Here is a 13,399-nt window from a genome sequence, read left to right on the forward strand (position 1 = left end):
CTATAGAGGCAAAAGGGGACAGAGGGCGCATGAAAGCGCCCCCCATAAAAAGACGAGAGGGACAACGGCCTCATGGAGTATTTTCTTCAGCAGCTTATCAATGGGCTCACGTTGGGCTCCATTTACGGGCTCATCGCCATCGGCTACACTATGGTCTATGGCATCATCGGCATGATCAACTTTGCCCATGGTGACATCTTCATGGTCGGCTCGTTCATCGCGCTCGCGACGTTCCTGGCCCTGGTCGCCCTTGGCATTTCAGCCTTGCCGCTGATCCTTTTCATCACACTGCTTGTGTCGATGCTGTTCACTTCCGCCTGGGGATGGACAGTGGAGCGGCTGGCCTACAGGCCGCTGCGCGGATCGTTCCGGCTTGCGCCGCTGATCACCGCGATCGGCATGTCGATCGTGCTGCAGAATTTTGTTCAGATCACCCAGGGCGCTCGGGTCAAGCCGCTGCCGCCGCAGATTCAGGGCGGCGTGACGCTGATGGAAGGCGTGACCGAGAACGGCACCATCGCCGTGCAGCTGTCCTACATGCAGATGATCATCATCGCGACAACACTGGCGCTGATGATCGGCTTCTCGCTGCTGATCTCCAAGACCTCGCTTGGCCGGTCGCAGCGCGCCTGCGAACAGGACCAGAAGATGGCCGCCCTGCTCGGCGTCAATGTCGACCGCACGATCTCGCTGACCTTCGTCATGGGCGCAGCGCTGGCTGCGGTTGCGGGCTTCATGTTCCTGCTGCTTTATGGCGTCATCGATTTCTACATCGGCTTTCTTGCAGGCGTTAAGGCCTTCACCGCGGCCGTGCTCGGCGGTATCGGTTCGCTTCCCGGCGCCATGCTCGGCGGGCTGCTGATCGGCCTGATCGAAGTGTTCTGGTCGGGCTATTTCTCGGTCGAATACAAGGATGTCGCCGCGTTTTCGATCCTGGTCATCGTGCTGATCTTCATGCCGTCCGGATTGCTGGGCAAACCCGAAGTCGAGAAAGTCTGATGAACGCCGCTCCGAATTCCGGCCTGATGGCCGAATCCGTCAAGGATGCGGCGGTAGCCGCACTTCTTGCCGCCGTGCTGGGTTTCTTCTTCTTCGCGCTGCGCACCGATATCGGCACCGGCGGCCTCGACCTCACCTACCGGTGGGGTCTGTGGTTCATCGCAATCGCCATCGTCTTCGGCGTCCGGTTGCTGTTGAACCTGTTCATCTTCAAGGCGAAGAAGCCGATCACAAGCGGTGTCAGCGTCTCGGTTCCGCCGGCGCTGACGACCACCGTCGGCCGTGTCATCGGCCCGGTTCTCCTGATGATCGCGCTTACCCTGCCCTTCATCGTGATGGCCGTGTACCCGGAGCGCGACCGGCAGTTCATCGACCTCGCGATCCTGATCATGACCTATGTCATGCTCGGCTGGGGCCTGAACATCGTGGTCGGCCTGGCCGGCCTGCTCGACCTCGGTTACGTGGCATTCTATGCGGTCGGCGCCTATTCGTTCGCGCTGCTGGCGCAGTATTTCGACATCGGCTTCTGGATGGCGCTGCCGCTTGCAGGCCTGCTGGCGGCGATGTGGGGGATCATCCTGGGCTATCCGGTGCTGAGGCTGAGAGGCGACTACCTCGCCATCGTCACCCTGGCCTTCGGCGAAATCATCCGCGTGGTGCTGCTCAACTGGTACGAGTTCACCGGCGGCCCTGACGGCATCTCCGGCATTCCGAAGCCGAGCTTCTTCGGCCTGGACTTCTCTAGGACAGGCGGTTTCGCGGATTTCTTCGGTCTCGACTACGATTCGATCCACCGCTTCATCTATCTCTATTACATCATCCTGGTGCTCGCGCTGATCACCAACTTCGTCACGCTGAGGCTGCGCAAGCTGCCGATCGGACGGGCCTGGGAAGCGCTGCGTGAGGACGAGATCGCCTGCCGCTCGCTCGGCATCAACACCACCAACACCAAGCTGACCGCGTTTTCGATCGGCGCCATGTTCGGCGGTTTCGCGGGCTCGTTTTTCGCCACCAGGCAGGGCTTCATCTCGCCTGAGAGCTTCACCTTCCTCGAATCGGCAATCATCCTGGCGATCGTGGTGCTGGGCGGCCTCGGCTCGCAGATCGGCGTGGTCATCGCCTCGGTGGTGATGATCGGCGGCATCGAGATCCTGCGTAACCTGGGCTTCCTGAAGGAGATCTTCGGACCCGATTTCGAACCCACCCAGTATCGCATGCTGATCTTCGGCCTGGCCATGGTGCTTATCATGGTGTGGAAACCGCGCGGCATCATTTCCAGCAGGAACCCTTCCGCGGTCTACAAGGAACGCAAGAAGATCGGCTCGGACATGGTCGCTCAAGGTGAGGGCCACTGATGGAAACCGCAATGAAAACGCCCCCCGCCCACACCTGGGACGACAACGCCGTCTTGTCGGTCGAGCACCTGACCATGCGCTTTGGCGGCCTGGTTGCCGTCAACGACCTGAGCTTCAATGTCGGCCGCGGCGACATCACCGCCCTGATCGGACCCAACGGCGCCGGCAAGACCACCGTGTTCAACTGCGTCACCGGGTTCTACAAGCCGACCGAGGGCCGCATCGTGATGCGCCACGGCACCGGGCTGCAGTCGGAAAAGATAGAGGCGCTGACCCGCACCGGACGGCAGTTCAACGATGATGGCGACGACCGTGTGTTCCTGCTCGAGCGGATGCCGGATTTCGAGATCTCGAAGCGCGCCAAGGTGGCCCGGACGTTCCAGAACATCCGCCTGTTCGGCGGCATGACCGCGCTGGAAAACCTTCTGGTGGCCCAGCACAATCCGCTGATGCTGGCCTCTTCCATGACCATCGGCGGGATCTTGAACCTGCCGAGCTATCGCAAGGCCCGGGCCGAAGCAATCGACTTCGCTGCCTACTGGCTGGAGAAGACCGGCCTGATCCACCGCGCCGACGACCCGGCCGCCGACCTGCCCTATGGCGACCAGCGTCGGCTCGAGATCGCCCGGGCTATGTGTACGCGGCCGCAGCTGCTCTGCCTCGATGAGCCGGCAGCGGGCCTCAATCCACGGGAATCGACCGAGCTCAACCAGCTGCTGCAATATATCCGCAAGGATCACGGCACCTCGATCCTGCTCATCGAGCACGACATGGGCGTCGTCATGGAGATCTCGGACCACGTGGTCGTGCTCGACTACGGAGAGAAGATCTCGGATGGTGATCCGGACCATGTAAAGAACGATCCCAAGGTGATTTCAGCCTATCTCGGCGTCGACGAGGACGAAGTCGCCGAAGTCGAGGAAGCCCTCGACATGCCGGTCATCCACGGCAAGACCGACCCCGCGGAGAACGGTGAAGGAGGCCGGTCATGAGCACTGAGCAGAACCTTCTGACCATCCGCGGCGTCGAGACCTATTACGGCAAGATCGTCGCCCTGCGCGGTGTCGATGTCGATGTCAAGAAAGGCGAGATCGTCACGCTGATCGGCGCCAACGGCGCGGGCAAGTCGACGCTGATGATGACCATCTGCGGCAGTCCGCGCGCCCGCACCGGCGAGATCGTCTTTGACGGCCAGGACATTTCCCGCACACCGACGCACGAGATCATCCGGATGGGCATCGCCCAGTCCCCGGAAGGACGCCGCATCTTTCCGCGCATGTCGGTGATGGAAAACCTGCAGATGGGCGCGCAACTGGTCGACGACAAGCACTTCGATGACGACCTGAAGCGTGTCTTCGACCTGTTTCCGCGTCTCAAGGAGCGGGCAAACCAGCGCGGCGGTACGCTGTCCGGCGGCGAACAGCAGATGCTGGCGATCGCCCGGGCGCTGATGAGCCGGCCGAAGCTGCTTCTGCTCGATGAGCCATCGCTCGGCCTGGCGCCACTGATCGTCAAGCAGATCTTCGAGATCATCAAGGAACTCAACTCCAACGAGGGGCTGACGGTGTTCCTTGTCGAACAGAACGCGTTCCACGCGCTCAAGCTCGCCCACCGCGGCTATGTCATGGTCAATGGCAACATCACCATGTCCGGCACCGGAGCGGAATTGCTCAAACGCGACGAAGTTCGCGCCGCCTATCTGGAAGGCGGAGCTCACTAGGAGGAGCAGAACATGGAAAACGGCCTCTTGTGGGAAGTCTCGATTGCCGAGTTCATCTTCGTCACGATGATCCTTGGCGGCGGCACGGCCTGGATGACCGGACGGGCGGTGGCGCAGACCTGGCGGACGCCGCTGCAGCTTGCCTGGTACATGGTGATCCTGAGCCTTGCGGTTCGGTTCATCCACTTCGCGCTGTTTAACGGCACGCTGTTGTCCGGCTACTATTTCGTGGTCGATTTCCTGGTCATTCTGGTGTTTGCGTTTCTCGGCATGCGGTTTACCCGCGCCGGGCAGATCGCAAGACAGTACAGTTTCGCGTTCGCCCGTTCAGGGCCTTTCGGCTGGCGTCAGAAGGAACACTGAGCGCAGCGGGATGCGGATTGAACAGCCTTCTAAAAACAACTGTATTTCTCTGAAAATATGGGTTTAGATGGTTGCATACGGGGCATAACGCCCCCCACACCGGGACCGAACCTAATCAGCGCCTGCGGTCCCGGTGGAAGGAAAACGAACAGGTGTTGCTGGGAGTTAACATGAAGAAGATCCTTTTGGCTGGAGCCGCCCTTGGCTTCGCGATGTCTTCAGCTTCGGCTGAAATCGTCATTGCGACCGCAGGTCCTATGACAGGCCAATACGCATCCTTCGGGGAACAGATGAAAACCGGCGCCGAGCAGGCTGTCGCCGACATCAACGCCGCCGGCGGCGTCAACGGCGAAATGCTCAAGCTCGAAATCGGTGACGATGCCTGCGATCCGAAGCAGGCTGTTGCTGTAGCCAACCAGTTCGCCGGCAGCGGCGTGGTGTTCGTTGCAGGCCATTTCTGCTCGGGCTCCTCGATCCCGGCATCGGCAGTGTACTCGGATGAAGGCATCATCCAGATTTCGCCTGCCTCGACCAACCCGAAGTTCACCGACGAGCGTCCCGGCGGCGCTGATGGCGGCACCTACCGGGTTTGCGGCCGTGACGACCAGCAGGGCGAAACCGCTGCTGCTTACCTGCTGAAGAACTTTGCAGACAAGAAGATCGCCTTCGTTCACGACAAGACCGCCTACGGCAAGGGTCTCGCGGATGCGACCATGGGTTCGTACGAAGCTGGCGGCGGCACGCCTGCCATGTACGAAGCCTACACCGCGGGTGAAAAGGACTACTCGGCTCTGGTTTCGAAGATGAAGCAGGAAGGCATCGACGTGCTTTACGTCGGCGGCTACCACACCGAAGCCGGCCTGATGGCCCGCCAGATGAAGGAACAGGGCATGTCCACTGTTCTGGTTTCCGGCGACGCGCTGGTCACCGACGAGTACTGGGCGATCACCGGCGATGCCGGCGAAGGCACCCTGATGACCTTCTCGCCCGATCCCACCAAGAGCCCGGCTGCGGCTGAAGTGGTCAAGGCTCTGCAGGACGCAGGCAAGACCACCGAAGGCTACGTGATGTACACCTATGCGGCCATCCAGGCCTATGCACAGGCTGTCACCGCCGCCGGTTCGACCGACTATGATGCGGTTCGCGAAGCCCTCAACGCAGGTGACTTCAAGACCGTGCTCGGCGACCTTGCGTTCGATGACAAGGGTGACGTTTCGCTTCCGGGCTACGTCTTCTACCGCTGGTCGGACGGCAAGTACGCCGAAATCGAATAGTCTTCGGCTCCATCCGAATGACAAGAACCCCGGTGCGCAAGCGCCGGGGTTTTTCTTTTGCCCGCCGGTATGCAGGCTCCGGGTCGGGTTCAGTCGCGGATTTCAAGATCCGCCTTGCGGGAGTTCCGAACCACAAGTTCTGCGTTGGGAATGTCGTTGGACAGCGCCCTGGCCAGGGCCTGCTCCGGGTCCAGCCCGTGCGCAAGCCAGCGATCAACCAGCCTGCGGCGCAATTCGCCGGGGTCAGCCTTCAACATCACGGTCAGATCGAACATATCCGCCAGTCGCTTCCAGGGGTCCTCGTCCAGCAGCAGGTAGTTGCCTTCCGCGATCAGGAACCGGTGCTCGGGCGCGATGATGCGGCCGCCGGCCCGCGCCAGGTCGAGAACCCTGTCGAAGACAGGAACGGCCACCTCGGCGGCCGGCGTCTTTCGCAGGCGCTGGAGCAGCACCGCGTAGCCATCGGCATCAAAGGTAAAGGGCGCGCCCTTGCGGGCAAGCGTTCCGCGGGCTTCAAGCACCGCGTTGTCGAGGTGAAAGCCATCCATCGGGACAATCGCCGCCGTCTGCCCGCGGCGGCTGAACTCCGCCACGAGCATCTCCGATAACGTCGACTTGCCGGCACCGGGCGGGCCGCTCAGGGCGATGATGAACCGTTGCTCGTCAGCCGCACGCAGGATTGCGGCTTCGGCCAGTTCGGCGGCGGTGCGCTCGACCTGCTGCATCCCGGGCGCTTCAGGCCGCGGCCGCTTCTTGCGGCGGTTCCTTGGCCCCGGTCATGAAGGCAACCGCATCCGACATGGTGTAGTCTTTCGGATTGATGACGCAGAGCCGCTTGCCGAGCCGGTGGACATGGATGCGGTCGGCGACTTCGAAGACATGCGGCATGTTGTGCGAGATCAGGATGATCGGAATGCCGCGGGAGCGAACGTCGAGGATAAGTTCCAGCACCCGCCGGCTTTCCTTGACGCCAAGCGCGGCGGTCGGCTCGTCGAGAATAATGACCTTGGAGCCGAAGGCCGCGGCGCGCGCAACGGCGACGCCCTGGCGCTGCCCGCCGGAGAGCGTCTCTACCGCCTGGTTGATGTTCTGGATGGTCATCAGGCCGAGTTCATTGAGCTTGTCGCGGGCGAAGGCATCCATCGCCTTGTGGTCGAGCTGGCGCAGCACCGAGCCGCGGAAGCCGGGCTTTCGCAACTCGCGGCCCATGAACATGTTGTCGGTAATCGACAGGGCCGGCGACATGGCCAGCGTCTGGTAGACGGTTTCGATGCCGGCGTGGCGGCCATCCAGAGGCGAATGGAACTTCACTTCCTTGCCTTCGAGCCAGATCTTGCCCTCATCCGGAGTGACGGCACCGGACACGGCCTTGATCAGCGTCGACTTGCCGGCGCCGTTGTCGCCGATGACCGCGAGGATTTCACCGTGGTGCAAATCGAAGTCGCAATTGTCGAGAGCGACCACGCGGCCATAGCGCTTGACGAGATTGCGTCCCTTGAGAATGGGTTCCATCAGACTGACACCTTTCTGATCCATTGGTCGACGGTGACGGCGGCGATGATGAGGACGCCGATGAGCAGGTAGGTCCATTGCGCGTCGGCGCCGAGCAGCCTCAGGCCGAGCGAGAAGACGCCGACAATGAGTGCGCCGAAGAGCATGCCCATGATCGAGCCGCGGCCGCCAAACAGCGAGATACCGCCGATAACCACGGCGGTGATAGATTCGATGTTGCCCAGTTGGCCGGAGGTCGGCGAGACCGAGCCGATGCGGCCGATCAGGGCCCAGCCGGCAAAAGCGCAGATCAGACCGGACAGCATGTAGACCGAGATCAGCGTGCGCTTGACCTGGACGCCCGAAAGTTCGGCGGCTTCAGGATCGTCACCCACCGCATAGACATGGCGTCCCCAGGCGGTCTGCTTGAGCACGTAGGCCAGAAAAAGCACCAAAAGCACCATGAAGATCGCGCCATAGGTGAAGACGGCGCCGCCAAAGGCAATCTTGTTGCCGAAGAACTGCAACAGGGGGGCCTGGTCGGCAATGTCCTGGGCGCGAATGGTCTCGTTGGCGGAATAGAGGAAATTGGTGGCCAGCACGATCTGCCACATGCCGAGCGTGACGATGAAGGGCGGAAGCTTCATCACCGCGACGAGAAAGCCGTTGATGAAGCCGCAGAAAGTGCCGCAGGCGATGCCGGCGGCCACCGCGATCTCGACTGGCAGGCCGTAGCGAAACGAGAACAGGCCCATGACGACCGAGGACAGCACCATGATGGCGCCGACCGAAAGGTCGATGCCGGCGGTCAGGATGACCAGCGACTGGGCGGCGCCGAGAATGCCGACGATTTGGACCTGCTGCAGGATCAGAGTGAGTGCAAAAGGCGAAAAGAACTTCTGCCCCAGAACCAGTCCGAAGACGAGAATGGAGCCGACCAGCACAATGGCCGGGACCATCCAGGGGGTCTGGTGAAGCCCGTGCTGGATGCTCTTGACCATACTTCTGTCATGGGTCGCGAAAGCGGCAACGGTGGTCGGGCTCGTGGCCGCGGCCTTTTCGTATTCCTGCGTATCGGACATGGTTCCTCCCCAACGTCACAAGGCATGACTGTTCTTCCGCACCCGAAGCACGGCGGCGCTTTGCAATGAGGCGGCCCGAAGGCCGCCCCATCAGTGTTTACCTGTCAGAGACGGTTATCAACCCCAGCACTTGTCCATGCCTTCGGCAACCGAGATCGACTCGACGCCTTCGGCCGGCTTGTCGGTGACAAGTGCCACGCCGGTATCAAAGAAGTTCTTGCCTTCGGTCGGGGCCGGCTTGGTGCCGTCCTTGGCCCATGCCGCGATGGCTTCGATGCCCTTGGAGGCCATCAGCAGCGGATACTGCTGGGAGGTCGCACCAATCACGCCATCCTTGACGTTGGCCACGCCCGGGCAGCCGCCATCGACGGAGACGATCAGCACTTCGCCCTCGCGGCCGATTGCCTTGAGCGCCTCATAGGCGCCGGCTGCGGCCGGCTCGTTGATGGTGTAGACAACATTGATCATCGGGTCCTTGGCAAGGAGGTTTTCCATGGCCCTGCGGCCGCCTTCCTCGTTGCCGGCGGTGACGTCGTTGCCGACGATGCGCGGATCTTCCTCATCGCCCCATTTGGAGGGATCCTTCACGTCGATGCCGAACCCGGTGAGGAAGCCCTGGTCGCGCAGCACGCCGACGGTCGGCTGGCTGACAGCCAGGTCCAACATGCCGATCTTTGCGTTGGCTGCCTCGTCGCCGAGGGTGGCTGCCGCCCATTTGCCGATCAGTTCGCCGGCCAGGAAGTTGTCGGTCGCAAAGGTCGCGTCGGCGGCATCGATCGGGTCAAGCGGCGTGTCGAGCGCGATCACCAGCAGACCGGCATCGCGGGCCTGCTGGACCGCAGAGACGATGGACGAGGTGTCGGAGGCTGTCAGCAGGATGCCCTTGGCACCATCGGCGATGCAGGTCTCGATGGCGGCAACCTGGGTCTCATGGTCGCCGTCGATCTTGCCCGCATAGGACTTCAGCGACACGCCGAGTTCGGCGGCCTTGGCTTCAGCCCCTTCCTTCATCTTGACGAAGAATGGATTTGTGTCAGTCTTGGTGATCAGGCAGGCGCCTACGCTGTGGCTGGCTGCCTGGGCAGGCGCTGCGGCGAGTGCGCCGAATGCGGCAGCGGCGAACAACGCGGTCTTCAGTGCGGTAGTGGTTTTCATGTTATCCTCCCGGGATTGGCTTTGCAGGTCAGTCTGCATGCGCTCCGAACCGGAAATCCTCACTTCCGTTCTTCGCGTCACCACTAAAACAACACAGAATACCCGCGCTTGTCAATTAATAATTCACTCTTATTTAGTAATTGACTGGGGATCGTCTTTGCCGCATTGTTTTGCTAAGGAACAACCGCGACCGAGGACCGTTGCTTGTGCAACAGAGTCGCGGCGGCGAATCCGGGAGGACACTGACAGGTGCAGCAAGACGCGAAAACCAGCGACGACCGCGCCACCCCTGCGAGCCAGTCGATGCGAGGGTCGAACCAGAGCGGGCTGCGGGCCTACAACCAGCGCCTGGTGCTGAGCCTTGTCTATACGCACGGCAATCTGGCCAAGACCGACATTGCCCGGATGACCGGCCTGTCGGCCCAGACCGGCTCCGTCATCATGAGGGAACTGGAAGCCGAGGACCTGATCGTCAAGGGCGAACCGATCCGCGGCAGGGTTGGCCAGCCCTCGGTGCCACTGTCGATCAATCCCGACGGCGCCTTCTTCATCGGGCTGAAGGTCGGGCGGCGCAGCGCCGAACTTATCCTGATCAATTTTCTCGGAGAACCGAAAACCACGCTGCGCAAGAGCTATCCCTGGCCCACTCCACCCCAGATTATCGAATTTGTCCGCGAAGGCATCGAACAGATCATTCAGGGCCTGCCGGCAGGCTTGCGCAACCGGGTGGCGGGCCTGGGAATCGCCACGCCCTTCCAGCTGTGGGACTGGACCGAGCAGGCTGGCGCGCCGCGCGAGGAAATGGATCTTTGGCGTAACTGCGACCTCAGGGCGGAGCTGGCAAGTTTCAGCAACATGCCGGTCTACCTGCAAAACGACGCCACTGCTGCCTGTGCTGCCGAGCTGGTGTTCGGCCAGCATTCGGGCCTGACAGACTATTTGTATTTCTACATCGGCACCTTTGTCGGCGGAGGCGTGGTGCTCAACGGCAGCGTCTATTCCGGCCGCACCGGCAATGCTGGCGCGCTGGGGCCGCTGCCGGTCACCGGCCCGGACGGCGAGCCGGTGCAGCTGATCGACCGCGCCTCGATCATGCTGCTCGAACGCATGCTCAGGGCTGCGGGCCAGGATCCGTCACCGCTCTGGAACAGCCCCGATCACTGGAGCGGGTTCGAGGCACTCGCCGACGAATGGGTCGGCATCGTCGCCCGCGGCCTGGCCCAGGCGATCGTCTCGGCCGCCTCGATCATCGACTTCGAACATGTGATCATCGATGGCGGCATTCCGGCCGATGTCCGGGAGAAGCTGGTGGCGGCGACCCGCGCGGAAGTGCAGAACTACGATGTCCGCGGCCTCGATGTACCCACCATCCTGCCCGGAACCGTGGGGCATCTCGCCCGGGCGCTGGGTGCGGCCAGCCTGCCTTTGTTCGACAAGTACCTGATCGACCGCAATGCCCGGCTCGGCTCCGCCTGAGCGCAGCCTTCAAGATCAATCGTAGCGCAGGTCGACAGCCTTTCCGCCGAAGATCCTGTAGGCCCAGATAGAGTAGCCCGTGATCACCGGCAGCACGAACAAGGTTCCCACCAGAATAATGGCCAGACTTTCCGTGGCGCTCGCAGCCTCGACAATGGTGATCCGGCCCGGCACGACATAGGGGTAGAACGACCAGGCCAGCCCGGCGAAGCCGAGGCAGAAGATACCCGCCAGGCTGATGAACGGCGCCAGGTTCATCCGGTCGCCCTCAAGCGGCATCCTTCCCGACAGGCGCCAGAGCCAGACAAACAGAGCCAGCGTGAGCACCGGCAACGGCGCGAGGTAGAGGGTTTCGGGAAAACCGAGCCAGCGTTCCCAGATCCGCTCGCTGGCAAGCGGCGTGGCAAGCGAGATTGCTGCCATTCCGAGTGCGACGAAGCCGAGCGAGGCGCGCAGCCACGTCACGGCCCGTTTCTGCAGTTCGCCTTCGGTCTTGTGGATCAGCCAGGCCGCGCCGATCGCCGCGTAGGCCGCCGCCAGGCAGACGGCAACCAACAAGGCGAACCCGGCGGCGGCCCAACCGGTATCAAGCCCCAGCACATAGAGTCCCAGCATGTAACCCTGCGACAGCGCCGACATCAGCGAGCCTGCGAAAAACATCCTGTTCCAGGACGGCTTGGCGCTGAGGCTGACCTTGGCCCGGAACTCGAAGGCAACACCGCGCAGGATCAGCCCGATCAGCAGCACCGCGACAGGGAAGTAGAGCGTTGTCAGGATAACGCCGTGAGCGACGGGGAACGCCACCAGCAAGAGCCCGACTGCGAGCACCAGCCAGGTCTCGTTGGCATCCCAGAACGGGCCGATGGAGGCGACCATACTGTCCTTCTGGGCGTCGTCGGCGAAGGGCGAGAGAATGCCGATCCCCAGGTCAAAGCCATCGAGGATCACGTAGACAAGGATCGCCACGCCCATCAGGGCGGCAAAGATGTAGGGGAGCGCAAGCGCCCAGTCGATACCGGCCATGGTGCTACCTTCCCATCCCGAGCGCCATTGCCGGATCCGGATCAATGCCGGGATCCTTCACGCTAGGCGGCTGCTGCGGCGCCTTGGCGGCCTTGAGCGCAAGCGCCACGATGACCGAAAGATAGGCGGCGATCAGACCGGCGTAGACCAGGAGATAGGCCGCAAGCGTTATGCCGACGGAGGTCGCGGGAACTGTGGTGACGGCGTCGGCGGTCTTCAGCACGCCGCTGACCAGCCAGGGCTGGCGGCCGATCTCGGTGGTGTACCAGCCGGCAAGGGTGGCGACCCAGCCCGACAGGGCCATCGGCACCAGCACATAGGCCAGCGGCCGGTTGATGTCGCCCCGGCGCCAGATCATCCAGCTGCCTATCCAGGCGACAAAGAGCATGGCGAAGCCGACACCGACCATGATGCGGAAGGCGAAGAAAAGCGGTGTCACCGGAGGGTGCAGCACCGTGCCGTCCTCGGCGACAAAATCATTGAGGCCCGGCACCACGCCGTCAATGTCGTGCTTGAGGATCAGGCTGGCACCGCCGGGGATGCCGATCTCGAACCGGTTCTCGCGCGCCTCTTCATCGGGGATGGCGAACAGGATCAGCGGCACGCGCGGTCCGGTTTCCCAGTTGCCCTCCATGGCGGCAACCTTCTGGGGCTGGTGCTCGAGCGTGTTGAGACCATGCAGGTCGCCGGCAAGAATCTGCAGCGGAATGAGGACCGCGCCGAGCGTCAGGCCGGAGCGCAGCGCCAGCATGTTGGCGCGGCCCCGATCGCCAAAGAGCCAGCGCAGGGCGGAGAGGCCCGCGACCAGGAAGGCCACCGTCAGGCCCGAAGCCAGCAGCACGTGAACGAGGCGGTAGGGCATGGACGGGTTGAACACGATGGCCAGCCAGTCCGTTGCATAGGCGACCCCGTCGCGGATCTCGTAGCCCTGCGGGGTGTGCATCCACGAGTTCAGCACCAGGATCCAGAAGGCCGACATTGTGGTGCCGAAGGCGACCAGGAAGGTTGCCAGCGTGTGGACACGGCCGGACACGCGGCGGAAGCCGAACAGCATGATGCCGAGGAAGACCGCTTCGAGAAAGAAGGCGGTCAGCACCTCGTAGGCCAGCAACGGCCCGGCGATGTTGCCAACGCTTTCCATGAAGCCCGGCCAGTTGGTGCCGAACTGGAAGCTCATGGTGATGCCGGAGACAACGCCCATGGCAAAGGACAGCGCGAAGACCTTCACCCAGAAAAAATAGGCGTCCATGTAGACCTGGTCACCGGTCCGGTTGAAGCGGAGGCGGAACCAAAGCAGCAACCAGCCCAGCGCGATGGTGATGGTCGGGAACAGGATGTGAAACGAGATGTTGGCGGCAAACTGGATACGGGACAGCAGAAGGGTGTCCATGGCGGTTTCCTTTCGGTTGCCACGAATCTGGGGCGCTCCCGGACGCAGATAAGATGACATTCCGCCGCAGC

At 62.5% G+C, this 13,399-nt stretch carries 13 protein-coding genes; 7 read left to right on the plus strand and 6 right to left on the minus strand.

Annotated features, from left to right (window positions below):
* Window positions 1–72: 72 nt before the first annotated feature.
* The 6 genes from SPHINGO391_RS17640 to SPHINGO391_RS17665 all read left to right on the plus strand — a co-directional run bounded on the left by SPHINGO391_RS17640 (window position 73) and on the right by SPHINGO391_RS17665 (window position 5,711).
* Entirely contained in the window at window positions 73–999 is a 927-nt protein-coding gene (locus tag SPHINGO391_RS17640) for a branched-chain amino acid ABC transporter permease LivH (protein WP_152010067.1), read from the plus strand.
* Window positions 999–2,354 carry a high-affinity branched-chain amino acid ABC transporter permease LivM gene (gene livM / locus SPHINGO391_RS17645; protein WP_152010068.1) on the plus strand — a complete coding sequence of 452 codons (1,356 nt, stop codon included), beginning with the start codon at window positions 999–1,001 and terminating at the stop codon, window positions 2,352–2,354. The genes SPHINGO391_RS17640 and livM overlap by 1 nt, the downstream gene beginning before the upstream one ends.
* Window positions 2,355–2,365: 11 nt before the next feature.
* The gene (locus SPHINGO391_RS17650; protein ID WP_152010069.1) at window positions 2,366–3,346 is read left to right on the plus strand and encodes an ABC transporter ATP-binding protein; all 981 of its coding nucleotides are present in this window, start codon (window positions 2,366–2,368) and stop codon (window positions 3,344–3,346) included.
* Window positions 3,343–4,074: an ABC transporter ATP-binding protein gene (locus SPHINGO391_RS17655; RefSeq protein WP_152010070.1), complete on the plus strand. Its 732-nt coding sequence runs from the start codon at window positions 3,343–3,345 to the stop codon at window positions 4,072–4,074. The genes SPHINGO391_RS17650 and SPHINGO391_RS17655 overlap by 4 nt, the downstream gene beginning before the upstream one ends.
* Before the next feature lie 12 nt (window positions 4,075–4,086).
* A complete protein-coding gene (locus SPHINGO391_RS17660) occupies window positions 4,087–4,437 on the plus strand; it encodes a DUF6867 family protein (protein ID WP_152010071.1) in 351 nt (116 codons plus the stop codon).
* A 170-nt stretch (window positions 4,438–4,607) separates the two neighbouring features.
* Window positions 4,608–5,711: a branched-chain amino acid ABC transporter substrate-binding protein gene (locus tag SPHINGO391_RS17665; RefSeq protein ID WP_152010072.1), complete on the plus strand. Its 1,104-nt coding sequence runs from the start codon at window positions 4,608–4,610 to the stop codon at window positions 5,709–5,711.
* A gap of 89 nt (window positions 5,712–5,800) precedes the next feature.
* Here SPHINGO391_RS17665 and SPHINGO391_RS17670 read toward each other — a convergent pair whose 3' ends face one another.
* The 4 genes from SPHINGO391_RS17670 to SPHINGO391_RS17685 all read right to left on the minus strand — a co-directional run bounded on the left by SPHINGO391_RS17670 (window position 5,801) and on the right by SPHINGO391_RS17685 (window position 9,439).
* Complete coding sequence (locus SPHINGO391_RS17670; RefSeq protein ID WP_152010073.1) at window positions 5,801–6,436, minus strand: nucleoside triphosphate hydrolase; 636 nt, start codon at window positions 6,434–6,436, stop codon at window positions 5,801–5,803.
* A 10-nt stretch (window positions 6,437–6,446) separates the two neighbouring features.
* Window positions 6,447–7,223 (minus strand): ATP-binding cassette domain-containing protein, encoded by a 777-nt coding sequence (locus SPHINGO391_RS17675; RefSeq protein WP_244615230.1) that lies wholly within the window; start codon window positions 7,221–7,223, stop codon window positions 6,447–6,449.
* A complete protein-coding gene (locus SPHINGO391_RS17680; RefSeq protein WP_152010075.1) occupies window positions 7,223–8,284 on the minus strand; it encodes an ABC transporter permease in 1,062 nt (353 codons plus the stop codon). Before SPHINGO391_RS17680 ends, SPHINGO391_RS17675 begins: the two co-directional genes overlap by 1 nt.
* 117 nt (window positions 8,285–8,401) lie before the next feature.
* Window positions 8,402–9,439, minus strand: a complete 1,038-nt coding sequence (locus SPHINGO391_RS17685) for a sugar ABC transporter substrate-binding protein (RefSeq protein ID WP_152010076.1) — start codon at window positions 9,437–9,439, stop codon at window positions 8,402–8,404.
* A gap of 249 nt (window positions 9,440–9,688) precedes the next feature.
* On the opposite strand from SPHINGO391_RS17685, the gene SPHINGO391_RS17690 reads away from it, so the two are divergent.
* On the plus strand, window positions 9,689–10,915 hold the full coding sequence (locus tag SPHINGO391_RS17690; RefSeq protein ID WP_244615232.1) for an ROK family transcriptional regulator: 1,227 nt from the start codon (window positions 9,689–9,691) through the stop codon (window positions 10,913–10,915).
* A 15-nt stretch (window positions 10,916–10,930) separates the two neighbouring features.
* Here SPHINGO391_RS17690 and SPHINGO391_RS17695 read toward each other — a convergent pair whose 3' ends face one another.
* On the minus strand, window positions 10,931–11,938 hold the full coding sequence (locus SPHINGO391_RS17695) for a cytochrome d ubiquinol oxidase subunit II (RefSeq protein WP_152010077.1): 1,008 nt from the start codon (window positions 11,936–11,938) through the stop codon (window positions 10,931–10,933).
* Between the two features lie 4 nt (window positions 11,939–11,942).
* Window positions 11,943–13,328 carry a cytochrome ubiquinol oxidase subunit I gene (locus SPHINGO391_RS17700; RefSeq protein WP_152010078.1) on the minus strand — a complete coding sequence of 462 codons (1,386 nt, stop codon included), beginning with the start codon at window positions 13,326–13,328 and terminating at the stop codon, window positions 11,943–11,945.
* Window positions 13,329–13,399 lie beyond the last annotated feature (71 nt).

This window comes from Hoeflea sp. EC-HK425 (assembly GCF_902498795.1).
Lineage (GTDB): Bacteria > Pseudomonadota > Alphaproteobacteria > Rhizobiales > Rhizobiaceae > Hoeflea > Hoeflea alexandrii.